Source organism: Kribbella sp. CWNU-51 (assembly GCF_054073265.1).
Map to the genome: position 1 here is coordinate 86,320 of NZ_JBSXMZ010000007.1, position 24,333 is coordinate 110,652.

Consider the following 24,333-nt stretch of genomic DNA (forward strand, 5'->3'; position numbering starts at 1 on the left):
CCCCCCCCCCCCCCCCCCCCCCCCCCCCCCCCGCCGCCCTCATTTCCAGGCTCCCTAGACACCACTTACGCCGTACCTAGGGCACCTAAGGGCGGCTGAGGTCCGGGGATAGGGAGGAGTTCCGATGTGCGGGGCTACCTCAGACGAGCAGATTGAGGGTGTCGGCAGGAAGCCGGCGAGAAACCAGGAGGAACAGCAGATGTTCACCAACGAATCGGTCAAGGCAGAGGTCGACTACCGCAGGCAGCGCCTCGCCCGTGACTACCGGCAGCACCGGACCACCCGGACCCGCCGGAACCTCGTCCACCTGTTCGGCCGGAAAGCCTGAAGGGAGGCACACCATGTTCATGACACCTCAGTCGATCAAGGCGGAGACCGCCTACCGGCAGGAGCGGACCAAGCGCGCGTTCCGCACGACGAGCCGCCGGGCACGCGCGGCGCAGGCCGAGCGGCCTGAGCCGGCGCACACCCGCCGGGCCGACCGATACACCACGGCGGCATGACCGCCGGGACCGCCGTCCCTGATCCGGAAGTTGCGATCAGGGACGGCGTTTTCACGTCCGCGAAGGCTCACCGGACGGGATGCCGTCGATTTGTGTCGGCGCCAGGGGCGAAAATGGACGACGTGCCCTGGATTTCGACACCTCTCGTCGGCCGCTCGACCGAGCTCGCCGCACTGCTGAGCGCCGTGGACGACGCCAGAACGCGTCGCGCCGGCGCCGTTCTGCTGTCCGGTGACGCCGGCGTCGGCAAGACGCGCCTGCTGGACGAGGTGGCGAACGGCGCGCACGAGCGGGGCTTCGGCGTCCTGGTCGGGCACTGCACCGACTTCGGCGACGCCGGCCTGCCATACCTGCCGTTCACCGAGATCTTCGGCCGGCTGGCCGGCGACCGGCCCGACCTGGTCGAGAGCGTGCTGACCAACTTCCCGGCGATCGGGCGGCTGCTGCCCACCCACCGCCTGATCGGCGCCCAGCCGGTGCCGCAGGAGGGCCAGCTCGACCGGGCCGCGCTGTTCGACGCCGTCCTCGGCGCGTTCACGGCGCTCTCCACCAGCGAGCCGCTGCTGGTGATCATCGAGGACGCTCACTGGGCCGACGACTCGACCCGGGACCTGATCGGTTTCCTGATCACCCGGCTCACCTCGCAGCGCCTGACTCTGGTGGTCTCGTACCGCAGCGACGACCTGCACCGCCGGCACCCGTTGCGCCGCCCGATCGCCGAGTGGTCCCGCAACCCCCGGGTGCGCCGGGTCAACCTGCTCCCCCTCGACGCCGACGAGTCCCGAGTCCTGCTGAACTCGCTGCTCAGCGAGCCGCTCCCGGAGGCCGAAGTACGGCGCATCCTCGACCGCGCCGGTGGGAACGCGTTCTTCACCGAGGAGCTGGTGGCCGCTGCCTCGATGGGCGACGGCGAAGCCGTACCGCCGGATCTGGCCGATCTGCTGCTCGTCCGGCTCGACCCGCTGTCCGACGACGCGCGGCAGCTGGCCCGGGTGATCGCGGTCGCGGGCCGGCGCGTCCCGCACGATCTGCTCACAGCGGTCGCCGACCTACCCGACCGCCAGCTCGACGACGCGCTGCGTGAGCTGATCGACGCCCACATCATCGACGTACCGACCAGCGATCGGTACTACTTCCGCCACGCCCTGCTCGCCGAGGCCGTGTACGACGACCTCCTGCCGGGTGAGCGGGTCCGCCAGCACGCGGCGTACGTGCAGGCGCTGAAGGACCAGACCGTCGCGGGTACGGCGGCTGAGCTGGCCGGTCACGCCACCCGGTCGCATGACCTGGCGACCGCGTTCGAGGCGCGCGTGCGGGCCGGCCAGGAAGCCATCTCGGTCGGCGCCCCGCTGGAGGGGCTGAAGCACTACGAGATGGCGCTCGAGCTGTTCCCGAACGCGTCGCCGGACAACACCATCGACAAGACCTGGCTGATCGTCGACACCGCGCTGGCGGCGACGTTGTCCTCGCAGCACCTGCGGGCGCTCAAGCTGCTCCGGAAGGCGCTCGCGGATTTGCCGCCCGACGCGCCCAAACTGCAGCGCGCCCAGTTGTTGCTGCCGCTGGCGGACATCGCGCTGATCATCGACCAGGATCAGGAGGCCAACGAGGCGGTTTCGCAGGCGCTCAAGCTGGTGCACGACGAGCCGTCCACCGTCTTCAAGGCCCAGGTCGCGTCGCTGTACGCCAAGGTCTCCGATGCGCTGGGCCGTCCGATGGAGGCCGAGCGCTGGGCCCACAAGGCGCTGGAGATCGCCCGGGAAGCCGGGCAGGAGTCCGCGGCCAGCGACGCCGGTATCACGCTCGCCCAGCTGCGCCGCCGGGCCGGTGACCCGGAGACCGCCGCCAAGCAGTTGGAGGAGGCCGCCATCCGGGCACAACTCGTCGGGGATCCGGCCGCCGAGGTGCGGAGCCGGTTCCTGCTCGGCTCGACGCGGTACGAGCAGGGGGATCTGGTCAATGCGAAGTCCGCGCTGGCGTTCGCGACGAAGCGGGCCGGTGAGCTCGGGCGGCAATGGGCGGCGTACGGGTTCGACGCGCGGCGGATGCTGGCGCTGACGCAGTTCATCCTCGGCGAGTGGGACGACGCGAGTGCGACGGCCCGGACGGACTCGATGACTCCGGCGGCTGCGGCGGCCGCGCTGCGGGCCGTGGAGTTCGCCGTCCGGGGCGGACGGGGTGACACCGCGGTCGCCGAGGAGCTCGAGCGGATGCGCAAGTGGTGGGACCTCGACGTGATGCTGCCGATCCTCGGTCTGCAGCCGGCGGTGGACGCCTACCGGCAGCTGGATCAGCCGGCCGAGGCGGAGAAGCTGATCGCGGACGTGTCGGCGCTGTGTGCCGATGTCTTCCAGGCGGAGTGGTTCCTGGCGCGGATCCGGTTCGCCACGCTCGGGATGCAGGTGCTGTGCCATCGGGCCGTCGGAGAGCCGTCGGCTGCCGCGGAGCTGGTCTCGCGCGGTGCCGTGTTGCTCTCCGATGGACAGACGACAGCGGAGAAGGGTCTGCCGCCGGGACGGCTGATGGGCGTCGAGGGGCTGGCCTGGCTCGCGCGGCTCGAGTCGGAGTGGGAGCGACTGCGGTGGCTGGCCGGAGTCGACGCGCCGACGCCCGCGGACCATGTGTCCGCGTGGGAGCGGACCGTGGACGCCTTCGGGTACGGCTACACCTTCGAGCAGGCGTGGTCACGGGTGCGATTGTCGGCCGCGTTGCGCGCGGCCGGCCGGGTCGCAGAGGCGAACGAGCAGGCAACGCTGGCCGCCGGCGTCGGGCGTGAACTGGGTGCCAAGCCCTTGCTGGACGAGATCGGTGGCGTCGACACCGGTGGCGCGGGTGCGCTGACGTCGCGGGAGACCGAAGTACTGGCGCTGCTTGCCGAGGGGCGGACCAACCGGCAGTTGGCCCGGGAGCTGTACATCAGCGAGAAGACGGTCAGCGTGCACGTCTCCAACATCCTCGCCAAGCTCGGCGTCCGCTCCCGCACCGAAGCCGCGGCCGTCGCCCGCCGCGACGGCCTCCTCGACAAGGACCAGTAGGCAGCCTGCCCGGCCGCGTCAACGGCCGGGCTGGTTGGCCTCGGGCCGCTCACGTTCGGCGCTGTGCGGGCCACCGAACGTGAGCGGCTCTGGGCGGAGCCCGGGTGGGGACCGGGCGATCTGGAGTCTGTCTAGCCGTGCTTCCGGCGCGTGCCGTGAGCCTGTTCATCGCCAGGCTCGAGCCGACGGGCCCGGGCCTGCGCCAGCTCGTCGCCGGTCAACCCATGCCGGGCGGCCAGCCCGATCCGGCCGGCGAACCCGGGCCGGCCCCCGAAACCGGTCAAGCCGGCGAGGCCGGGCGGTCTCCCCGCGCCGGGCTGACTGCCGTCCGTCGGCCCGCCGAGCCGAGTGATGTCATCGAAGACGTGGCGAGCGTGCCGCATTCGCGCCACGGCCAGTAGTACCAAACCGGTCGCCGCGAGTGCGATCAACACCCACAGTTGCCACGACATAGCCTCACCGCCCCGTACTCACTTCGTTCCCCCGTGTAATCACCATAGCCCCGGACTGACCGCTTGGCGACCAGCTGTACGCATTCCGTTATCCCTGGGCGATTCAAACTCACGTTTGTTGCCAATTGCAATCACAAAGGGTGATCGAGCAACGAGTTCGGGCGAGCGGGCGCAACTACCCTCAGTCACCACGCGGCGTGAGACGGCCGCCGCGAAACAGATACGCCGCGCGACCATCCTTCGGTTCCCTGAACGCCAGCACTTCATGTACTCCATTCCCGGGTTCGGCGGCGATCAACCGCGATTCGTCCAGCGGCACGAGCCGGGTCCGCCGGGGTTCCGGCAGCAGCACCTTCGCCGCGTCGCTGACAGCCTCGTCCAGCGTCCAGAACTCACCGTGCTCGCCGCTGACGGTAGCTCTGGCCAGTACGCCGTCGTACCGACCGGTCACGAGGTCGGCCGAGATCTCGACCGGCTCGGTGGGCGGCACCGGCCGGGCCGGCAACTCGATCCCCGCGGTCGCCCGCAGTACGTGACCGACCAGTTCGTCGTACAACGCCGCGGTGTTGCCGCCGTTGGTGAGCAGCGCGACGGCCACGCCCTTGTCCGGGACGAGACGGAAGAACGCGGACTGGCCGATGGTGCCGCCGTCGTGACCGTAGACCGGTCCGCCCTCGAGCGTGAAGATCATCCAGCCGAGACCCCACTGATCGGCCATCTCGCCGGTCGGCGGCACGTCGACCTGCCGTTCCCACAGGCGATCGATGGCGGCCCGGTCGAGCAGCGTCGCATCCAGATAGGCACGGCCGAATGTGATCAGGTCGCGCGCGCTCATCGCCAGCAGTGAACCGGCCGGGGCCATCGCATGCACGAGACTCCACACCGGCGCGGCCTGCAGCGGCGCATCCGGAGTCGGCCTGACATGTCCGACCGCGGCACGGTAAAGCAGCGCCTCGTCCGGGATCGTGGCCAGGCACTGCAGCTCCAGAGGTACGCCGATGTGTTCGCGGACCAACTCGTGAAACGGCTTCTCGCGCAGCACCTCGGCGATCCGCCCGAGGACGACGAAGCCCGAGTTGTTGTAGGAGAATCCGGCACCTGGCGGAACCTCCTGGGCCAGGCCGGGCAGCACGTCGCGCACGAACAGCTCGACCGCGTCGTCGCCGCGGGACGTCGGCGTGAACGCGTCGCCCGAGAAGCCGGCCGTGTGCGTCAGCAGGTGCCGCGGCGTGATCGACGCGGCCGCCACCTCGTCCGCGAGTTTGAACTCCGGCAGGTAGTCCCGGACCGGGCGGTCCAGGTCGATCTTGCCCTCGGCAACCAATTGCATGATCAGCGTGGTCGTCCACAACTTGGTGATCGAGCCGACCTGGAAGATCGCGTCGGTGGTCGCCTCGACACCGGTGTTCAGATTCAGGATCCCCGCGGCCGTCGCACTCACCTCGCCGTCGGCCAGGACGGCGATCGAGGCGGCCGGGACGCCATGCTTGTCGATCAACCGGGCGAGATTCTCGTCGAGCCAACTCTGCACGATGTCACTCCTCGAGTGGTCGTTCATCGATCCCCGTGGCGCGACCCAGGGTAGCCTCGGGCCGGTGAGAGTTCTGTCCGCTGAGGACGTCCGTCGTAGCGTCTCGATGAGTACGGCGATCGACGCCGTACGGGACGCGTTCCGGGAGCTCGCGGCGGGGAACTTCGTGCTGCCGGCGCGGCAGATCTTCGGTGACGGGACGGTGCTGGTGATGTCGGCCTATCACACGCCGACCGGGACGGCCGTGGTGAAGAAGATCGGCATCGCGCTCGACCAGGTGCCGGCGATCCGGGCGACCGTGATCTGGACCGGCGCCGGTGAGCAGCTCGTCGCCGACGGGATCTCGATCACCACCCTGCGGACCGGCGCCGTCGTCGGTGTCGCCACCGACCTCCTCGCGCCCGCGGACGCGACCCGCCTCACGCTGATCGGGACGGGCGCTCAGGCCCCCGACCAGGTCCGCGCGGTTCTCGCCGTACGACGGATCGCCGCCGTCACCGTCACCGGACGGTCGGCCGACCGTGCCGCCGCCCTCAGCCAGGAGTTGGCCGACGAGTTCCCGGACGTCAAGTTCACCCCGAGCACGAGCATCGACGAGGCGATCGCGGACATAGACATCGTCTGCTGCGCCACGTCCTCAGCCACTCCACTCTTCACCGCCGACGCCCTCCCCGACCGCGTCCACGTCAACGCGATCGGCGCCTTCCGGCCCACCATGCGCGAACTCCCCCGCGACCTCCTCACCACCGCGTCCACAGTCCTCGTCGACCAACGCGAAGCCGCCCTGGAAGAGTCCGGCGAAATCATCGACGCCATCACTTCAGGGGCGCTACAAACCACAGACCTGGTCGAGCTGGGCCCGGCCCTCGCCAACCTGCCGGTCTCAACCGGCCGCACAGTCTTCAAGTCCGTCGGCGTCGGCCCGCAGGACTGGGCCATCGCCGCAGCCCTCGCCCGGGCTTAGCCCAATCCGCGGCTGCGTGCCGATCGAGGTGCAATTCGACAGGACGTATACGCCCACGGCCGGCTACGCCACGCCTCAGCACGCCGAGAAACCACCTCGACCACCAGAGACATCCTGTCGAGCTGCACCGCGCCCGCCCGCGCCCGTTCCTCGACAATCACTGCCCCAGGTGCGGAGTTGCCCCCTGAGATGGTGGGTTGCCCCCTGGGAATATGAGTGGGCAACGCACCATCTCAGGGGGCAACCCACAAAATGTCAGCCTGGGCAGGCGCCGAATCGTTCGTGGATTCGGGCTCAGGTCCAGCGGAGGACGCCCTTGCGGTAGGCGTAGAGGAGGCCGACCGCGACGAAGGCGATGAAGACGAACATCTCGATCAGGGTGGCGAAGCCGAGGGTGACGAAGATGGTGGCCCAGGGGAAAAGGTAGACGGCGTCGACGGCGAAGATCACGTAGAGGTAGGCGAAGAGGTAGTAGCGGATGTGGACCTGCGCCCAGCCCTCGCCGACCGGGTCGACGCCCGACTCGTAGGTCTTGAGTTTGCCCTCGGTCGGATAGGTGACGGTGAGCGCCTTGTTCAGCGCGAAGGCGCCGATCAGCCCGACCAGGCCGAGCGCGACCACCGCGAGGACGACGCCATAGCTCTCCGACACGGCAGCAGCTTAGTTGGTGCAGAGCATGATCGAGTCGACCGCGACGTACGGGCCGTAGCCCGAGTGGACGTCCGCGACCTGCAGGCGCAGCCGGGTCACGCCGAGGATCTGGTAGTTGAGCCAGGTCTCGGTCTCCTGCTTCATCAGCACCGAGGTCATCGCCTTGGCCCCGTTGTGCAGCGACACCCGCGCAGTGCCGTCGGTCAGGTTGCCCAGCCAGTTCCGCACGTAGCTGCAACCGGTCGAGTCCACGTCGCCCCAGACATAACCACCCTTGTCGGCGAGCACATCGGCCTCGGCCCGCCGGGGTCCTTCGTTCGGTGGGATGACGGTGAACTGCGGCTGCCCCTGCCCGCCCGCAGCCAGCAGCCCCTTCTTGAAGATCCCGCGCCACACGTAGTGCTTGAAGCTGATCATCGGCGAGAGGGCCGCCTGGTACGGCGCCTGTGCCCCGATCGCGATGCGATACGTCCGGACCGACCCCGGCTGCACCGTCTTGATCGTCACGCTGCCTCCCGACGAGTAGCCATGCGCGACTTCCTGCCATCGGCGAGCGGACGGGATCCACTGATGCAACGGGATCCGCGTGCCCGCCCTCGGCGCCGGCGACAGCGTGCCGATCACCGTGATCACGCCTTTGGTCGCGTCCGTCGTCCGGATGCTGGAGATCTTCGCGGTCCGCGCGGGGGCGGTCACCGACGCCGGGGCCACTGCGGAGGCCGTACTGCCGAGACTCAGCGCACTGTCCGCCGGTGCGATCGGAGCGGCACAGCCGGCCAGCGCGATGGTCAGCAGTCCGGCGAGAACACGGAAACGGCGACGGCCCATGGAGACTCCCAGCGGGTGGATCACAACTTGATGACGACACCCTGCCGGTTCTCACTGCGGATCGCAAACGGGCGGCTGCGCAGTGTGACACTGGAGGATTTCGCCGTACCGGACGGATGCGGACCCCTAACACTGCGTCCCAGGCTGTGGACCACCGGGGCTTCTGCATGGTTCTGTTCTAAGGGCGAACTAATATTGGGGTTATCGCCCTGGACGGGGGGATCGACGTGCCGCCCACGAAGCGGTAAGCCGACCCAAGCTTCGACTTGGAGATGAACAGAACAGTGACCATCGAGGTCAAGCAGCTCGACCGCGTGGTGATCCGCTTCGCCGGCGACTCCGGCGACGGGATGCAGCTCACGGGGGACAGGTTCACAGCGGAAACGGCATCGTTCGGCAATGATCTGTCGACGCTGCCCAACTTCCCCGCCGAGATCCGGGCACCAGCCGGAACTCTGCCGGGAGTCTCGTCCTTCCAGCTCCACTTCGCCGACCACGACATCCTCACGCCGGGTGATGCGCCCGACGTGCTGATCGCGATGAACCCCGCGGCCCTCAAGGCGAACCTGCGCGACGTCCCGCGCGGCGCCACCCTGATCGTCGACACCGCCGACTTCACCGCCCGTAACCTGAAGCGGATCGGGTACGACGAGAACCCGCTGGAGACCGGCGAGCTCGACGGCTACCACGTCGTACCGCTGAATCTGACCGGCATGACGGTGGAGTCGGTCAAGGAGTTCGGCCTGACCCGCAAGGACGCGTCGCGGGCGAAGAACATGTACGCCCTCGGCCTGGTGTCCTGGCTGTTCCAGCGGCCGGTCGAGTCGACGATCACGTTCCTGGAGACCAAGTTCGCGTCGAAGCCGGCCATCCGGGACGCGAACATCGCGGCCTTCCGCGCGGGCTACAACTTCGGTGAGACCGCCGAGGAGTTCTCGGTCCGGTACGAGGTGAAGCCGGCCCACATGGCCACTGGCACCTACCGGAACATCTCCGGCAACCTCGCGCTGGCGTACGGCCTGGTGGCGGGCGCCCAGCGGGCCGGTCTGCCGCTGGTGCTCGGCGCCTACCCGATCACCCCGGCCTCCGACGTACTGCACGAGCTGTCCAAGCTCAAGCGGTTCAACGTCACCACGATCCAGGCCGAGGACGAGATCGCCGGTGTCGGCGCGGCCCTGGGCGCGTCGTTCGGTGGTGCGCTCGGCGTGACCACGTCGTCCGGCCCGGGCATCAGCCTGAAGTCCGAGACGATCGGTCTCGGCGTGATGCTGGAGCTGCCGCTGGTCGTCTGCGACATCCAGCGCGCCGGCCCCTCGACCGGTATGCCGACCAAGACCGAGCAGGCCGACCTGCTACAGGTGATGTTCGGCCGCAACGGCGAGGCCCCGCTGCCGGTGGTCGCGGCCCAGTCCCCCGCGGACTGCTTCGCGATCGCGATCGAGGCGGCCCGGATCGCGGTCACCTACCGCACGCCGGTGATCGTGCTGTCCGACGGCTACCTGGCCAACGGTTCCGAGCCGTGGAAGGTCCCGGTGATCGAGGACCTGCCGACGATCGACCCGAACTTCACCCTCGAGCCGAACTCGACCGACGCCAAGGGCGAGCCGGCGTACCTCCCCTACCTGCGCGACCCGGAGACCCTGGCCCGCGCCTGGGCGATCCCGGGGACGCCGGGTCTGGACCACCGGATCGGCGGTCTGGAGAAGGAGGACAAGACCGGCAACATCTCCTACGACCCGGCCAACCACGACCTGATGATCCGTACCCGGCAGGCGAAGGTGGACGGCATCGCCCGCTCCATCCCGCCGATCGAGGTCGACGACCCGGACGGTACGGCGAAGGTGCTGGTGCTCGGGTGGGGTTCGACGTACGGCCCGATCGGTGCCGGTGTCCGCCGGGTCCGCAAGGTCGGCGGCAAGGTCGCGCAGGCCCATTTGCGGCACCTGAACCCGTTCCCGTCGAACCTCGGCGACCTGCTGAAGTCGTACGAGAAGGTCCTGGTCCCGGAGATGAACCTGGGCCAGCTGGCGATGCTGCTGCGGTCGAAGTACCTGGTCGACGTGGTCTCGTACGCGCAGGTCCGGGGTATGCCGCTCGGCGCGGCCGAGCTGGCCGAGGTGATCGGCAACCTGGTCGAGGAGACCGAGGGCATCGACGACGACGCCCGGCATCTGGGCGAGGCCGCGGCCAGCCTGACCCATGGCGAAGCGCTGCACACCGAGCCGAACGGCCGGTCCAACGGCCAGTTGCACCACCCGGAGGGAGCACGATGAGCACGGTCGATCTCGGCCTGCCGGGTCTGCCCGGAGGTCTGAAGGGCGTCCCGGCCGCGACCGAGCCGCAGAACCGCAAGGAGTACGTGTCGGACCAGGAGGTCCGCTGGTGCCCGGGCTGCGGGGACTACGCCGTACTCGCGGCCTTCCAGGGCTTCCTGCCCGAGCTCGGGATCAAGCGCGAGAACGTGGCGATGGTGTCCGGTATCGGCTGCTCGTCCCGGTTCCCGTACTACCTGTCGACGTACGGCATGCACTCGATCCACGGGCGCGCGCCGGCGATCGCGACCGGTCTCGCGGTGGCCCGGCCGGACCTGAGTGTCTGGGTGGTGACCGGTGACGGCGACGCGCTGTCGATCGGCGGCAACCACCTGATCCACACGCTGCGGCGGAACGTGAACCTCAAGATCCTGCTGTTCAACAACCGGATCTACGGCCTCACCAAGGGTCAGTACTCGCCGACCTCGGAGCCGGGCAAGGTGACGAAGTCGACGCCCATGGGCTCCGTGGACAACCCGTTCAACCCGGTCTCGCTGGCGCTCGGCGCGGAGGCGACGTTCGTGGCCCGCACGGTCGACTCCGATCGCAAGCACCTCACGTCGGTGCTGCGGGCGGCCGCCGAACACCGCGGGACGTCGTTCGTGGAGATCTACCAGAACTGCCCGATCTTCAACGACAACGCGTTCGAGGCGTTCAAGGACCCGGAGACCCGGGACGACGCGATCATCCCGCTCGTGCACGGTGAGCCGATCCGGTTCGGCACGGACGGGCGGCTCGGCGTGGTCCGCGACGGCTTCGCCTCACTGGCCGTCCGCGAGGTCGCGGACCTGCCCGGTGGCGAGGCGGATCTCGTCATCCACGACGCCCACACCGAGGACCCGGCGTACGCGTTCGCCCTGTCCCGGCTGACCGACGCCGGCGTCCTGCATCGCGCGCCGATCGGCGTCTTCCGCTCGGTCGAGCGCCCGGCGTACGACGATATGGTCCGCCAGCAGATCACCACCGCCCAGGAAGCCCAGGGCACCGGCGATCTGCAGGCTCTGGTCACCGGCGCGGACACCTGGACCGTCAACTGATGCTGAGTTTTCAGCTCAGATGGGCTCGGACGACTTTCTGAAAGGCGTCCGGGTCTTCCACCCACGGGTAGTGCGCGACACCGTCGAGCACTACCCGTTCGGCGTTCGGCAGTGCTTTGAGCAGGCTGTCGGTGACGTACGGCGGTCTGAGGTCCTCGGCACCGTGGACCAGCAGCGTCGGTACGGCGATCCGCCCGCAAGCGACTGTCTTGTCGGGCACCCGGCGGAGCTCGGCGAGCAAGGCGTCGGCGCACTCCTGGTTGGGCTCGAAGCGTGGTGTGTTGAGTTGGCGGGCGTGGTCGAGAGCGGTCCCGCGATCGGCGAAACCCGTTGAAATACGGGCGATCCAGGGGTCGTCGGGTGGTGTGTGCGCGAGGATGTCGGCGACGCGGTCGCGGTACGTCGGCGGTGTGCCGTCGAGGCCGATGCTCGAGACCAGGATCAGATGGGTGAGGTGGTCGAGGTGCGCTGCCGCGTACCCGAGGGCGAGGGCTGCTCCCCAGGAGTGGCCGACGACCACGACCTTCTCGTGGCCGGTGTCGCTGCGGATCGTCTCGAGATCTGCGACGAAGCGAGCGAGGGTGTAGGGGCCGCGGCGGTCTGAGCGGCCGGCGCCGCGCTGGTCCCAGCGGTGAAGAGTGAACCCCGGGAGCGCGAGGTCGTGGAACACGTCCCACCAACCGGGGCCGCCGTGGACGAGGACGACGGGTGGACCGTCGCCGGTCACCTGGGACCAGAGCCGGCACCCGTCGTCGGCCGTCGTGTGCGGCATGCAGTCGGTTGGTGAGGACGGCATGGCGTCAGTCGTCGAGGGAGGCGTAGACGGCGGCTCTCAGTTCACGGCGGACGGGGTAGCTGGCAGACGGCCGCAACTGGGTCAGGAAGATGACGATCAGCTCATCCGCGGGTGACACGAAGAACGCGGTCGAGGCAGCGCCACCCCAGAAGTACTCGCCGGGTGTGCCGATCGTCTGCGCCGCCACCGGATCGAGCAACACCCCGAAACCGAGCCCGAATCCCTGCCCCGCTCGCTTCGTCTCGCCGCCGAAGTCGGCGAACGCCGCAAGATCCTGACCGCCCGGCAGGTGGTTCATGGTCATGAAGCGCAGCGTCCGCGGCCCGATGATCCGGACCCCGTCGAGCGAACCGCCGCCGGCCAGCATCCGGGCGAACCGCAGGTAGTCCCCCGCCGTCGACACCAGCCCGGCGACCCCGGACAGGAACGACCGCGGCCGGGTGTAGGCACTCGTCAGCGGATCATCGGCGAGCTTGAACCCACCGTCGTCGTACGCATAGCTGGCGGCGAACCGGGAGATGCTTGCCTCAGGCACCGAAAACCCGGTGTCCGTCATTCCGAGCGGATCGAAGATCCTGGTCTGCAGATAGCGATCCAGCGGCAGCCCGCTGATCACCTCGCACAGCAACCCGACGAGATCGGTGGAGATCCCGTAGATCCAGCGCGACCCCGGATCTGCCTGCAGCGGCAGCCCGGCCAGCCGGGCCGGGAGCTCCGACAGTGCCGCGTCCGAATCCAGGCCGGTCAGCCCGGCCTCCTGATACAGCAGGCTGACCGGATGCTTGCCGTTCGACGCCGCGAGCCCCGACGTGTGCATCAACAGATCCCGCACCGTCATCTCGCGACCCGACTCCCGCAGGCCACCGTCGTCGTACACCTTCGGGCGACCGAGCGCGGGCAGGAACTTCACCACCGGGTCGTCGAGCTGGAACAGCCCTTCCTCGTACAGCTGCATCAGGCCGAGGCTCACGATCGGCTTGGTCATCGAGTAGATCCGGAAGATGGTGTCCGCCCGCATCGGCCGGTCCCGCTCGACGTCGGAGCGCCCGTACGCGTCGAAGCAGGCCACCTCGTCCCGCTGGGCGACCACCGTGATCGTCCCCGGGTACCGGCCGGCATCGACGTACCGCCGGGCCACCGCCTTGATGCGCTCCATCGATCCTCCGTGTAACGCCTGCTTCAGACTAGAAGGTATCTGAAGTAGACGCTACACGACAACCGGCTGATCCGTCTGCTCGTGGACGGCGTCAAAGCAACTGCAGGAGAGTGATCCCGGCAGGCCGATCGAGATGCCGCGCGGTCAGCCCCGCGGCTTGCGCTGCCACCACATCGAGCTCGAGGTTGTCGCCGATCATCAGAGTGTCCGCGGGCTCGACGCCGAGGGCCTCGCAGGTCTGCAGGTATGCCTCCGACGCCGGCTTGCTGACGCCGAGCGACTCCGACGTACAGACCACGTCCACCAGCTCGGCCAGCCCGATCGCGGCCAGCTTCGCGTTCTGCTGCGTCGTACTCCCGTTGGTCAGCACGCCGATCCGCCAACCGTTGCTGCGGGCAACTTCCAGCGCGGGCCGGGCGTCCGGGAACGCGGTCCAGCTGCCCCGGTAGTGCCGCAGGTAGCCCGTGAACAGGTGATCCAGCTCGGCATCGGTCGGCGGCACCGGGTGGCCGAGCAGCGGCAGGAAGTCGCGCAGCCGGGCGCGCCGCTGGCCCTGGTGGGTGAGCGCACCGGCCAGCCACTGGGGGTACACGCGGTCCTCGATCACGAACCACTGGGCGACCAGTTCGTCCGACGGCGTGCCACCGAGCTCGGGGATCCAGGTGCGGATCGCGTACGTCGCCGACGCGGTGTGGTCGAACAGCGTGTTGTCCAGGTCGAAGATGACCGCCTTCACGCCCGGACCACCGAGTCGCGGTTGAGCTCACGATGGTTCGCGTATCCGGCCAGCGCCAGCGTCAGGTCGAGCTCGGCCAGGAAGCATCGCAGCACATGCTCGACACCCGCCTGCCCGGCCAGCGCCAGTCCGTAGAGCAGCGGACGTCCGAGCAGCACCGCTTTGGCACCGAGCGCGAGCGCCTTGGCGGCATCGGCGCCAGTGCGTACGCCGGAGTCGAACAGGACCGTCAGTTGCTCGCCCACCGCATCCGCGATCGCGGGCAACGCATCCAGCGACGCGATCGCGCCGTCCACCTGGCGGCCGCCGTGATTCGAGACCACGATGCCGTCCACGCCGTGTTCGGCCGCGAGCTTGGCGTCCTCGACCGCGGTGATCCCCTTCAGCACGACCGGGCCGTCCCAGTTGTCGCGCAGGAACGACAAGTCGTCCCAGGCCAGGCCGACGTTCGGGAACATCTGCGCCCAGTGCATCACCGCGGCACCTGGGTCCTCGGCGACCGGCTTGACCAGCTTCGCCTGGAAGGCCGGGTCGCTGAAGTAGTTCGCCAGCCCTTCACCCTTGAGGAACGGCAGGAACCCACGGTCCAGGTCGGACGGCCGCCACCCGATCGTTCCGGTGTCGAGCGTGACGACGAGTACGCCGTACCCGCCGGCCTTCGCACGCTGGAGGAAGCTGAGGCAGACGTCCCGGTCGGTCGGGTAGTAGAGCTGGAACCATTTGCTGCCGGCCTCGATCTGCTCGATCGCGTGACTCGCTTGGGTCGAGTGCGTGTAGGTCAGGCCGAGGGTATCGGCGGCCCGTGCCGTCGCGAGCTCGCCGTCCGGATGCGCCAGCGTCTGGACGCCGATCGGTGCGACCACCACCGGGGCGGGCATCGCCGTACCGAGGATGGTGCAGGACAGGTCGCGTTCGGTGCTGCCGCGGAGCATCCGGGGCACCAGCCGCCACCGATCGAACGCCACCTGGTTGGCTCGTGCCGTCGCGCCACTCCCCGCGCTCGGAACGATGTAGCCCATCGCCTCCACCGGCAGCTTCCCGGCCGCCTGCGACTCCAGCCGGGCCAGGTCGGTCGTGATCTCCGGCCGGATCCCCTGCAACATCCCCTGCAGGTAGATCTGCAACTGGTAGTCCCCAAAGTTGGCCATGCCGGATGCTCCCACGCCCTACCTCGCGACCTCAACCACGCCATCGCGGCCAATGCGACCGGACGGCACGGTCCCTATCGCATGTTGGCTGCGACGAGGTGGTAGTCGGTGAAGACAACAGGGCCGGCAGTCAATTCGGGCGTGTAGACAGCCTCGAACGCTGCGACTGCGTCAGAACGACCGTGGGCCTCATGGGCGGCCTCGTCTTCGAAGATGAACAGATGAACGAACTTGGTCGGATCATCGACCTCCTGCCACGCCGCGTACAGGCGGCTGCCTGGCTCATTGTCAGTGACGTAGCGGACAAACTCGGTGATCGCAGCCTTGACACGATCAACGGCGTCGGCCCGAACCTCGTAGTGCGCGGTCTGGTAAATGGGCATCAGGATCTCCTTCGGATGGTGCGGGTGCTACGTCGACCCGGCGCTGGGGACGTAAGGTCGTCCGCGGCCGCGGGTGCACAGGAGCCGCAAGCTTTCGAGGTAATAACCCCAGTTGAAGTTGTAGATGCCGTAGTCGTCGTCGGAGAGCTCGGTTGCGTACTCCTGCCAGAACCGCAGGCGGGTGCGGTTCGGCTCGAGTGGAACGAGTTCGAAGCGGAAGTCGTTGTCCTGCCAGTTGTCATGTCCGCCGATGCACCGCCAGGACAGCGCGGAACGCGGCACGATCTCAGTCACCTGCATGACGGGATTGAAGTCGCCGCCGAACGTCCAGTGAGTCTGGACGCCGAGCGCTGCCGGCGCCGTCTCCACGCGCGTCGACCACCATGACGCGAGGCGCGGGCCTTCGGTGAGAGCACTCCACACCGAGTCCGTCGGCCCGTCGATGTCGACTACGTGATGGATGGTCTTCATACGGTGCCTCCTGAATGTGTCGGACGGGACTCCGCGACAGCGGGATCCCTTGCTGTTCAGCGTCTCGCTCCGACGCCGTCGCGCCAACGGTTGATCCGCCGCGATTGGTCCCTATCCATGACGTCCGTCAGGTCCGGGACGCGACGTCCGTCAGGCCGGGATCCGGACGGATCGCATCGGTGCCGACGCCCGTCGAAGACGAGAGTGATGAACGTGACCGATGAGAGAGGTGTGGAGTGATGAAGCGGAGCCTGCCGGCCCTCGGCCTGTTCTTCCTGTCGCCGCTGGTGGCGGAGTTTCTGCTGGGGAACATCCCGGTCAACAAGATCTTCGCGTTGGTGTTTCTGGCCCCGCTGTACGGCGGTGGCGCCGCACTGATCCGGGAGGTCGTCCGGCGGCGTGGCTGGGGTTACCCGAGTGTGCTGATCCTCGCGCTCGCGTACGCCGTACTCGAGGAAGGGATCACCACGCAGTCGCTGTTCAACCCCGACTACGCGGATCTTCGGCTGCTGGACCCTGGGTATATCCCGGCGCTCGGCATGGGTGCGCCGTGGACGTTGTTCGTCCTCGCGCTGCACACGGTCTGGAGCATCTCGGTCCCGATCGTGCTGGTCGAGTCCATCTCCCGCCGTCCGCGCGAACCATGGCTGGGCAAGATCGGGCTGTGGGTCGTCGGCATGCTGTTCCTGGGCGGGATCGTTGCGACGACGGCCTTCCAGCTGAGCAGTGACTCGTTCCGTGCGTCGGCCGGGCAGTTCGCCGGGACGGGTGACGCCATCGTGGTGCTGATCGCCTTGGCCGTGTGGGCCGGCCATCGTCAGCCGGTCCGTGTCACCGGCGAGGTGCCTGCGCCCTGGTTGGTCGGTCTTGCCGGGCTGGTGCTGTCCTCGCTGTTCATGGTCGTCAACGATCTCGGGTGGTCCGGTTGGGTCCAGGCCGCCGGGCTCGTGGCCGTCGAGCTGCTTTCGGCGTACGTCGTCCTGCGATGGGCGCGCCGGGGCGGGTGGACCGCGCATCACTCGATGGCGGTCGCGGGCGGTGCATTGCTGACCTACGCGTGGCACGGGTTCCCCGAGAAGCCGGTGATGGACGCGCCGACGGGTGTCGACCTGGCCGGGAACGCGATCTTCGCCCTGCTCGCGGTGGTCCTGCTGGTGATCGCGTGGCGGCGGAGTGCGGTGGCGGTCGTCACAACCACCGGTGAGACCCGGTCGGCCGCTGTACCTGCCGATGCGAGAATCAGCCGTGCCAAACTCGGTGACTCCTGACAGCCGGTCGGTCGGGCGGCCCGTCGGCCCGGCGTTGTTCGCGCTGGCGATCGGTGGTTTCGCGATCGGAACCACCGAGTTCGTCACGATGGGGTTGCTGCCGCAGATCGCGGACGGCGTGCACATCTCGATCCCGACCGCCGGTCACGTCATCTCGGCGTACGCGCTGGGGGTCGTGGTCGGCGCGCCGGTGATCGCGGCACTGGGCGCGCGGACCGGGCGGAAGCGGTTGCTGCTGGGACTGATGGCGGTGTTCGTGCTCGGCAACGTGCTCTCGGCCGTTGCCTCGAGCTACGAGTTCCTGATGGCCGCGCGCTTCCTGACCGGCCTGCCGCACGGCGCGTTCTTCGGGATCGGCGCGGTGGTCGGCACGACGCTGGTGCCGGCCAACCGGCGGGCCTGGGCGGTCTCGATGACGATGGTCGGACTCCCGGTCGCCAACATCATCGGCGTACCGGTCACCACCCTGATGGGCCAGCGGCTCGGCTGGCAGGCGCCGTTCCTTGCGGTCGGCGGGCTCGGACTGCTCACGCTGGTGGCGGTGTGGTTCTGGGTCGCGCCGCAGCCGGTCGGCAGCGATGTCAACATCCGCAGCGAGCTCAGCGCATTGGCCCGGCCGCAGGTGTGGATGGCGCTGCTGGTCGGCATGGTCGGCTTCGGCGGCATGTTCGCCACCTACTCCTACATCACCCCGACGATGACGGAACTGGCCGGTTTCTCCGAGTCCGCGGTCACCGTCGTGCTGGCCGCGTACGGCGTGGGCATGACCTGCGGCACCGTGGTCGGCGGCCGCCTGGCCGACCGCGCGCTGATGCCGAGCCTGTACGGCGGCCTGATCGCGGTGGCCGTCGTCCTCGGAACGTTCGGCTGGCTGGCGCAGACCAAGCCGGGTGCGCTGATCGGGGTGTTCGCGATGGGCTTCTCCGCGAGCATCCTGGTCCCGGCGCTGCAGACCCGGTTGATGGATGTCGCGCACGGAGGCCAGTCATTGGCCGCCTCACTCAACCACTCGACGCTCAACATCGCGAACGCATTCGGTGCCTGGCTCGGCAGCGTCGTACTGGCGGCGGGTTACGGCTACCAGTGGCCGAGCCGGCTGGGCGCCGTACTGGCCGTCGCGGGGTTGGCGCTGGCGCTCATCTCCGGGCTGATGGATCGGCGGATCGTGCGGAATTCAGGGGTCGACCAGGCCGTCGCCTGACCACCTGATCACCGCCCACTTGGTTAGATCGGTGTATGGCGACAATGACGATGAGCGCCGCTGACCAGGTTCGGCGGCGCGGGTTGCGGCAGATGCGATCGGTCGCGTTGGGGTTGTTGCTGCTCGCAGTCGCGATCTACGTGGCCACTCTGCACCTCGAGGGCGGATGGGGTTACGTGAACACCGCGGCCGAGGCGGCGATGGTGGGTGCGCTGGCGGACTGGTTCGCGGTCACCGCACTGTTCCGGCATCCGCTCGGGCTTCCGATCCCACACACCGCGATCGTGCCGACCCGCAAGGACAGCCTGGCCGAGAGCCTGGAGCAGTTCGTCACCGAGAACTTCCTCTCCGAAGAGGTGGTGGCGGAGAAGATGCGCACCGCCGAGGTGAGTCGCCGGGCGGGCGAGTGGCTTGCCGCCGGCAACCACGCCGAGCGGATCGTGGCCGAGGGCGCCCGGACGATCGGCGCGGCGCTACCGAGGCTGGGCGACGACGACGTGACCGCGTTCGTGCGGGGATCGTTGCTACCGCGGTTCGTGCGAGAGCCGTTGAGCCCGATCGCCGGGCATCTCCTGCAGTCGGTGGTCGAGGACGGCGCCCACCACGCGTTGCTCGACCTGGTCCTGGTCGAGGCGCACGACTGGCTGCGGGACAACCGGGACGTGGTCGCCGACATCGTCGGTTCGCGGGCGCCGAGCTGGTCGCCGCAATGGGTGGACCGGATCGTGATCGACCGGATCCACCGGGAGGCGCTGGCCTGGCTGGCCGAGGTGCGGGACAACCCTTCGCACCCGACCCGCCAGGCGCTCGACCGGCTGCTCGGCCAACTGGCCGACGATCTGCAGCACGACCCCGACATGATGGGCCGCTTCGAGGCGTTCAAGGTCCGGATGCTCACCCACCCCGACATGGGCTCGAGCCTGACCGCGGTGTGGGACGCCGTACGCACGGCGCTGATCGAGGCGATCAACGATCCGGCCAGCACGTTGCAGGTGCGCGCGACGACAGCCCTGCAGGAGCTGGGCAAACGGCTGCAGGACGACGACGGACTCCGCGGCAAGGTCGACGCCCGCGCCGCCGAGGCGGTCGGGTACGTCGTTCGCACCTATGGCAACGAGATCGTCTCGATCATCTCCGACACGATCGAACGCTGGGACGGCCGCGAGGCCGCCGCCCGGATCGAACTGCACGTCGGCCGCGACCTGCAGTTCATCCGGATCAACGGAACCGTCGTCGGCGCCCTCGTCGGCCTCCTCATCCACACCTTCAGCCAACTCCTCTAGATCCCACAGTTCGGCGCACTCCAGGCGTTCGATGTTCTGATGTCTACGTGGGTGTGGTCGTTGTGGTCGGGGTAGCCCGGGCCGAAGATGCCGCCGAAGCCGTGGTTGCGGGCTTGTTTGGCGAGCGTGCAGAGCGAGTGGACACCGACCAGATCGGCGGACCGGCCGTAGAGGTGCTGGCTGTTGCTCGCGCCGCCGACCGAGTTGTTGCACGGGACGCTGCGGAACCCGCTGGTGATGTTCAGCGGCTGGTCACCGAGCGCGTGCCGCATCGCCTCCAGCTGCCACATGGTCTGCAACGCGTTCGCCCTCGTCGCCGCCTCGGACAGCGGCCCACCGTCGTACCCGGATCCGCCGCAACCGTCGTCGAGCTCCGCGTAGGTGAAGTGGATCGGCGTACAGTCGTCGTCCTGCAACGCGTAGATCTTGCTGAACGTGGCCGGCCCGGCGACCCCGTCCGCCCCCAGCCCGTACGCCGACTGGAACCGCTGCACCGCCGCCTTCGTGGCCGGCCCGAAATCACCGTCGACGGCCAGATGCGCGCCGTACCCGGGATATCCCGCGACCCGGATCTGCAACTGGCGCACATCCTCACCAGTCATCCCCTGACTGAGGGTGCGACCCCAGGTGTAGCAACCGTCCGCTCGCGCTTCGGTCGCGGTCACGACCTGACTGGTGGTGAGTGTCGCCGCGAACAGCAGCAGTACGGCGAGCAGCCTGGGCAACGGCCTGGTGAAGGACATCGGACACCTCCGGGGCGGGGAAGGAATCTGTCACCTGTCAGCGTTGCGGAAGAATCCACCGCTTGACCAGTGCTCAGCGGAACTTTCCGACCAGGCCGGGCAACCATCCGGATGGCCCAGCCGGTCGAGCACGATGTGAGCACCGAGAACGGCGCGTTGACCGCGCGCGAGATCCAGCTCCGGCTGAGTGACGGGACCGTGATCAGCCGGCGGCCGTCGGGTGGCTACCAGGCCGGCTCGGACCCGAGCGCGACGATCACGCCGGCCGTCCCGAAGGGACAGCCGGTGACCGTGACCGCCACGCTCGTGGACGGCACCAACCGGCCGACGACCGAGCCGAGGGGGACGATCGGTGTCGGCGTCTACACCACCGGCTGATCAGACCCAGCTGTGCAGGTCGGCGGCGTCCTTGGCGAACTGGTCCTGGGAGTCGTCGGCGACGAATTCCAGGAGGGCGTTGATTTCGCGGGGTTCGGCGGCGAGGCGGTCCAGGACGGGGCGCCAGAGGGATGCTCGGGCCGATAGTGGCAGGCGGGTGTTGGACGGCCACCACGAGAAGACGTGGACAGTGCTGAGCCACGGCATCAGGGCCTCGAGTTGCTCGAGGCACTGGGCGTCGTCCAGGTCGACCGGCGGTTGCCAGTAGGTCCTGAGGTTGGGCGCGCCGACGTCGAGCAGCAACGTGATCGTCGAGTCGACCTCGTCGGTGAGCGTGTTGCGGTGGAACTCCAACGCGACCTCGATCCCCGCACTCGCGGCAACGTCGGCCAACTCGGCCAGCCCGCGGGTCACCGCCATCCGGTCCCCCACGCCGGCTTCCGCCGTACCGACATTGCCGGCCCAGACCCTGATCCGCGGCGCGCCGAGAGCCTCGGCGGTGGCGACCGCCGAACGCATCTCCTCGCGGTCGACGCTGCCGGCCCGCAGGTACGAGCCGTACGCCGCGATCTCGAGGCCGTGGACCTCGGACAGCGCCTTCACCCGCTGGGCGGCGACCAGATTGCCGAGTGGGACATGCACGTCACCGCCCCACTCGATCGCCGCGAGCCCGGCCTTCGCCGCCATCTCCGCCACCTCGTCGGCCGGCAACTGGCGAAACGTCACCGAGACCAGACCGGTCCTCACACCCACTGGTGCCTCCTCGTCTCCACCTCTCTATCCAACCGCATCGCACCAGCCCGTCTCACGTCATGAGCAAAGTAATTGGATGCCACTGTCGCGCGGGCTTAGGCTGACGCCGTGCCAGAACAGCGAAAAGGGTTCACCTACGGCTTCACCGCGTACCTGATCTGGGGCCTCTTTCCGCTGTACTGGAAGCTGCTGGACCACTCCGGCGCGATCGAACTGCTCGCTCACCGGGTCCTCTGGTCCCTGGTGACGATCGCGATCCTGGTCGTCGTACTGCGGAAGTTCGGCCGGGTGAGGGCGTTGCTGCGGGAGCCGCGGCGGCGGTGGCCGCTGATCGCCGCGGCGTTCCTGATCTCGGCGAACTGGGGCACGTACATCTGGGCGGTGAACCACGGCCGGGTGGTCGAGACGTCGCTGGGGTACTTCATCACCCCGCTGTTCACGGTGCTGCTCGGCGTCTTCGTCCTGAAGGAACGGTTGCGTACGGCGCAGTGGGTCGCGCTGGCCATCGCGTTCGTCGCCGTCGTCGGGCTGACGATCGAGAACGGGCGGCCGCCGTGGGTGGCGATCATCCTGACGTTCTCGTTCGGTTTCTACGGGCTGGCGAAGAAGCAGGCCGGCGCCGGTGCGATCGAGGGGATGGCGATCGAGTCCGGCACCGTGTTCCCGCTCGCGCTCGCGGCGATCGCCGTACTCGGCCTCCAAGGCGATTCGACGGTCACCCACCAGGGCGCCGGTTACCTGGTGCTGGTGTTGCTGACCGGCCCGATCACCGCCGTACCGCTCCTGCTCTTCGGAGCCGCCGCGACGCGGGTCTCGATGACGACACTCGGCCTGCTGAACTACATCGCGCCGATCATGCAGTTCATCGTCGGCGTCCTGGTCTTCCACGAGGCCATGTCCACCATGCGCTGGGCCGGCTTCGGCCTGGTCTGGCTCGCCCTCGTCATCTTCACCTGGGACAGCATGAACCGCCGCCGCCAGAACATCGCCCTCGAGCGGGCCGCGGTGACCGCCTCCGCCATCTGAGGCCTCCGCGGCATCGGGAACACTTGACGATCTGAATTCAGGACATTTAGTATCCAGGTTATGAAGATGAACGAGGGGGTCGAATGGGCGATGCACAGCTGCGTCAACCTCAGCTGGCTTCCCGGTGAGGCGGTCACCGCCAAGGCACTCGCCGCCTTCTACAACCTTCCGACGGCGTACCTGAACAAACAGCTCCAGGCCCTCACCCGGGCCGGCATCCTCACTTCGGTCTCCGGACCGAAGGGCGGGTTCCAGCTGGCGCGTGATCCGCGGAACATCAGCCTGCTCGACATCGTCGTCGCGATCGACGGGCCGGACGACGCGTTCCGCTGCACCCAGATCCTGAAGGAAGGCCCCGGCGCCGATCCGGAGGCCGACTACACCGAGATCTGCGTGATCTCGCAGGCGATGCGCGGCGCGGAGCTGACCTATCGCCGGATGCTGGCCCAGCAGACGATCGCCGATGTCGCCGAGCGGGTGGTGAGCAGGTCCCCGACCGCCCCGGCGAACGCCCGGAGCCGGTTCGCCAACCTCAAGTCCTGAGCTCCGACAGGCCGTGACCCCCCGATAAGCCCTGAGCTCCACACGTCCTGACCCAGGAGTTGATTCTGGATGTCGAATATCCCGAACAAGCCATTGATCCTGTCCCTGCTCGCATTCGCGCAGCTGATCATCGCGCTCGACTACACCATCGTGTACGTCGCTGTCCCGGACATCGGCCGCGAACTCGGGTTCGCCGCCCACAACCTGCAGTGGGTGATCAGCGGGTACGCCGTCGCCTTCGGCGGCTTCCTGCTGCTCGGCGGCCGGATGTCCGACCTGCTCGGCCGCCGCCGGATGTTCACCGCCGGTCTCCTCCTGTACGGCGCCGCGTCGCTGGCCGGCCCAGCACCATGTACGCCGCCGCGTCCACCGGGGTCGCCGCAGAGCACCAAGGCATCGGCTCGGGGATGGCCTGGACCGGTCAGCAGATCGGGAACGCGGTCGGCCTCGCGATCCTGTCGCCATCGCCAACAGCGGCACGGCCGGTCTGACCGGGGAGTCACTGCGGACCGCGACCAACCACGGACTCCGGATCGCGGTCCTGCTCACCGCGGCCGGTGTGGTCGTCACGGCCGCGATCGCGCTCACCGGGCGGCGCCGTACGCCGGTCCTGGTCGATGCCATCAGCAACTGAATTCCACTACCGAAGGAGAATCACCATGAGCACGATCCTGCCCGTTCTGGTCCGCGCCGCCGAGGCCGAGGTCCTGCCCGCCAGCGGCGTGACCCTCTTCGCCGACGTCACCGACACCGACGGCCACCTCACCAGCCATCGCTCGATCTTCAAGCCGGGCAAGGAAGGCGCTCCCCCACACCTCCACCACGAGGCCGCCGAACTCTTCTTTGTGCTGAAGGGCTCCCTCCGCGTTCTCACCGGCGACGACATCATCACCGTGCGGCAAGGAGACTTCCTCGTCGTGCCCCCGAACACACCCCACGCCTTCGAAGCCACCGGAGACGAGGACACCGAGGTCCTCTTCGTCCTCACCCGCGCCAAGTCCCGCTTCGGCTACCACCGTCTCCTAGAGTCCGTCTACCGAGGCGAAACCGACCCGTCCGAGCTCGGGAGGACGAGCGACCTCTACGACAACCACTACGTCGACAGCCCGGCCTGGCAGTCCCGCAAGTCATGATC

At 68.6% G+C, this 24,333-nt stretch carries 26 protein-coding genes; 14 read left to right on the forward strand and 12 right to left on the reverse strand.

Annotated elements, in window-relative coordinates; translation table 11 throughout:
- Positions 1-199 precede the first annotated feature (199 nt).
- The 3 genes from ACXC9Q_RS08775 (at position 200) to ACXC9Q_RS08785 (ending at position 3,538) form a co-directional block, all read left to right on the forward strand.
- Positions 200-328, forward strand: coding sequence for a hypothetical protein (locus tag ACXC9Q_RS08775; RefSeq protein ID WP_329482281.1), 129 nt, complete (start codon positions 200-202; stop codon positions 326-328).
- Between the two features lie 13 nt (positions 329-341).
- On the forward strand, positions 342-503 hold the full coding sequence (locus ACXC9Q_RS08780) for a hypothetical protein (RefSeq protein WP_457055985.1): 162 nt from the start codon (positions 342-344) through the stop codon (positions 501-503).
- 113 nt (positions 504-616) lie between these two features.
- Complete coding sequence (locus tag ACXC9Q_RS08785; RefSeq protein ID WP_457055986.1) at positions 617-3,538, forward strand: helix-turn-helix transcriptional regulator; 2,922 nt, start codon at positions 617-619, stop codon at positions 3,536-3,538.
- A 131-nt stretch (positions 3,539-3,669) separates the two neighbouring features.
- On the opposite strand, the gene ACXC9Q_RS08790 is transcribed toward ACXC9Q_RS08785, so the two are convergent.
- Positions 3,670-3,990, reverse strand: coding sequence for a hypothetical protein (locus tag ACXC9Q_RS08790; protein WP_457055987.1), 321 nt, complete (start codon positions 3,988-3,990; stop codon positions 3,670-3,672).
- 181 nt (positions 3,991-4,171) lie between these two features.
- Positions 4,172-5,521, reverse strand: coding sequence for a serine hydrolase domain-containing protein (locus ACXC9Q_RS08795; protein WP_457055988.1), 1,350 nt, complete (start codon positions 5,519-5,521; stop codon positions 4,172-4,174).
- A gap of 64 nt (positions 5,522-5,585) precedes the next feature.
- Between ACXC9Q_RS08795 and ACXC9Q_RS08800 the strand changes: the two genes are divergently transcribed.
- Positions 5,586-6,485 (forward strand): ornithine cyclodeaminase family protein, encoded by a 900-nt coding sequence (locus tag ACXC9Q_RS08800; RefSeq protein WP_457055989.1) that lies wholly within the window; start codon positions 5,586-5,588, stop codon positions 6,483-6,485.
- A 294-nt stretch (positions 6,486-6,779) separates the two neighbouring features.
- Here ACXC9Q_RS08800 and ACXC9Q_RS08805 read toward each other — a convergent pair whose 3' ends face one another.
- Positions 6,780-7,136: an NADH-quinone oxidoreductase subunit A gene (locus ACXC9Q_RS08805; RefSeq protein ID WP_329482287.1), complete on the reverse strand. Its 357-nt coding sequence runs from the start codon at positions 7,134-7,136 to the stop codon at positions 6,780-6,782.
- 9 nt (positions 7,137-7,145) lie between these two features.
- Positions 7,146-7,964 (reverse strand): hypothetical protein, encoded by an 819-nt coding sequence (locus ACXC9Q_RS08810; RefSeq protein WP_457055990.1) that lies wholly within the window; start codon positions 7,962-7,964, stop codon positions 7,146-7,148.
- Between the two features lie 272 nt (positions 7,965-8,236).
- Between ACXC9Q_RS08810 and ACXC9Q_RS08815 the strand changes: the two genes are divergently transcribed.
- Together ACXC9Q_RS08815 and ACXC9Q_RS08820 are read left to right on the forward strand one after the other, a co-directional pair.
- Entirely contained in the window at positions 8,237-10,237 is a 2,001-nt protein-coding gene (locus ACXC9Q_RS08815; RefSeq protein WP_457055991.1) for a 2-oxoacid:acceptor oxidoreductase subunit alpha, read from the forward strand.
- Positions 10,234-11,313, forward strand: coding sequence for a 2-oxoacid:ferredoxin oxidoreductase subunit beta (locus ACXC9Q_RS08820; protein WP_457055992.1), 1,080 nt, complete (start codon positions 10,234-10,236; stop codon positions 11,311-11,313). The genes ACXC9Q_RS08815 and ACXC9Q_RS08820 overlap by 4 nt, the downstream gene beginning before the upstream one ends.
- Positions 11,314-11,323: 10 nt before the next feature.
- Here the strand turns inward: ACXC9Q_RS08820 and ACXC9Q_RS08825 are convergent, their stop codons facing one another.
- The 6 genes from ACXC9Q_RS08825 to ACXC9Q_RS08850 all read right to left on the reverse strand — a co-directional run bounded on the left by ACXC9Q_RS08825 (position 11,324) and on the right by ACXC9Q_RS08850 (position 16,003).
- Positions 11,324-12,085, reverse strand: a complete 762-nt coding sequence (locus tag ACXC9Q_RS08825) for an alpha/beta fold hydrolase (protein WP_457055993.1) — start codon at positions 12,083-12,085, stop codon at positions 11,324-11,326.
- Positions 12,086-12,113: 28 nt separating this feature from the next.
- Positions 12,114-13,265 carry a serine hydrolase domain-containing protein gene (locus ACXC9Q_RS08830; RefSeq protein WP_457055994.1) on the reverse strand — a complete coding sequence of 384 codons (1,152 nt, stop codon included), beginning with the start codon at positions 13,263-13,265 and terminating at the stop codon, positions 12,114-12,116.
- A 91-nt stretch (positions 13,266-13,356) separates the two neighbouring features.
- On the reverse strand, positions 13,357-14,001 hold the full coding sequence (locus tag ACXC9Q_RS08835; RefSeq protein WP_457055995.1) for an HAD family hydrolase: 645 nt from the start codon (positions 13,999-14,001) through the stop codon (positions 13,357-13,359).
- Complete coding sequence (locus ACXC9Q_RS08840; RefSeq protein ID WP_457055996.1) at positions 13,998-15,149, reverse strand: alpha-hydroxy-acid oxidizing protein; 1,152 nt, start codon at positions 15,147-15,149, stop codon at positions 13,998-14,000. The genes ACXC9Q_RS08835 and ACXC9Q_RS08840 overlap by 4 nt, the downstream gene beginning before the upstream one ends.
- Positions 15,150-15,223: 74 nt before the next feature.
- Positions 15,224-15,532 (reverse strand): putative quinol monooxygenase, encoded by a 309-nt coding sequence (locus tag ACXC9Q_RS08845; protein WP_457055997.1) that lies wholly within the window; start codon positions 15,530-15,532, stop codon positions 15,224-15,226.
- A 27-nt stretch (positions 15,533-15,559) separates the two neighbouring features.
- Positions 15,560-16,003, reverse strand: coding sequence for an SRPBCC domain-containing protein (locus tag ACXC9Q_RS08850; protein ID WP_457055998.1), 444 nt, complete (start codon positions 16,001-16,003; stop codon positions 15,560-15,562).
- 239 nt (positions 16,004-16,242) lie between these two features.
- Between ACXC9Q_RS08850 and ACXC9Q_RS08855 the strand changes: the two genes are divergently transcribed.
- The 3 genes from ACXC9Q_RS08855 to ACXC9Q_RS08865 are packed head-to-tail and all read left to right on the forward strand — an operon-like array spanning position 16,243 to position 19,755.
- Positions 16,243-17,271, forward strand: coding sequence for a hypothetical protein (locus ACXC9Q_RS08855; protein ID WP_457055999.1), 1,029 nt, complete (start codon positions 16,243-16,245; stop codon positions 17,269-17,271).
- The gene (locus ACXC9Q_RS08860; RefSeq protein WP_457056000.1) at positions 17,249-18,472 is read left to right on the forward strand and encodes an MFS transporter; all 1,224 of its coding nucleotides are present in this window, start codon (positions 17,249-17,251) and stop codon (positions 18,470-18,472) included. The genes ACXC9Q_RS08855 and ACXC9Q_RS08860 overlap by 23 nt, the downstream gene beginning before the upstream one ends.
- Before the next feature lie 35 nt (positions 18,473-18,507).
- A complete protein-coding gene (locus ACXC9Q_RS08865; RefSeq protein WP_457056001.1) occupies positions 18,508-19,755 on the forward strand; it encodes a DUF445 domain-containing protein in 1,248 nt (415 codons plus the stop codon).
- On the opposite strand, the gene ACXC9Q_RS08870 is transcribed toward ACXC9Q_RS08865, so the two are convergent.
- Positions 19,752-20,498 carry a D-Ala-D-Ala carboxypeptidase family metallohydrolase gene (locus ACXC9Q_RS08870; protein WP_457056002.1) on the reverse strand — a complete coding sequence of 249 codons (747 nt, stop codon included), beginning with the start codon at positions 20,496-20,498 and terminating at the stop codon, positions 19,752-19,754. The two genes, ACXC9Q_RS08865 and ACXC9Q_RS08870, sit on opposite strands and share 4 nt — an antisense overlap.
- A gap of 135 nt (positions 20,499-20,633) precedes the next feature.
- On the opposite strand from ACXC9Q_RS08870, the gene ACXC9Q_RS08875 reads away from it, so the two are divergent.
- Positions 20,634-20,876, forward strand: a complete 243-nt coding sequence (locus tag ACXC9Q_RS08875) for a hypothetical protein (protein WP_457056003.1) — start codon at positions 20,634-20,636, stop codon at positions 20,874-20,876.
- On the opposite strand, the gene ACXC9Q_RS08880 is transcribed toward ACXC9Q_RS08875, so the two are convergent.
- Complete coding sequence (locus ACXC9Q_RS08880; RefSeq protein WP_457056004.1) at positions 20,877-21,629, reverse strand: sugar phosphate isomerase/epimerase family protein; 753 nt, start codon at positions 21,627-21,629, stop codon at positions 20,877-20,879.
- Between the two features lie 108 nt (positions 21,630-21,737).
- Between ACXC9Q_RS08880 and rarD the strand changes: the two genes are divergently transcribed.
- From rarD to ACXC9Q_RS08900, 4 genes are all read left to right on the forward strand, one after another.
- A complete protein-coding gene (gene rarD, locus ACXC9Q_RS08885; RefSeq protein WP_457056005.1) occupies positions 21,738-22,655 on the forward strand; it encodes an EamA family transporter RarD in 918 nt (305 codons plus the stop codon).
- A gap of 60 nt (positions 22,656-22,715) precedes the next feature.
- Positions 22,716-23,198, forward strand: a complete 483-nt coding sequence (locus ACXC9Q_RS08890; protein ID WP_457056006.1) for an RrF2 family transcriptional regulator — start codon at positions 22,716-22,718, stop codon at positions 23,196-23,198.
- Positions 23,199-23,267: 69 nt separating this feature from the next.
- On the forward strand, positions 23,268-23,861 hold the full coding sequence (locus ACXC9Q_RS08895; RefSeq protein WP_457056007.1) for an MFS transporter: 594 nt from the start codon (positions 23,268-23,270) through the stop codon (positions 23,859-23,861).
- Positions 23,858-24,331 carry a cupin domain-containing protein gene (locus ACXC9Q_RS08900; RefSeq protein ID WP_457056008.1) on the forward strand — a complete coding sequence of 158 codons (474 nt, stop codon included), beginning with the start codon at positions 23,858-23,860 and terminating at the stop codon, positions 24,329-24,331. The genes ACXC9Q_RS08895 and ACXC9Q_RS08900 overlap by 4 nt, the downstream gene beginning before the upstream one ends.
- The last annotated feature ends 2 nt before the right edge of the window (positions 24,332-24,333 follow it).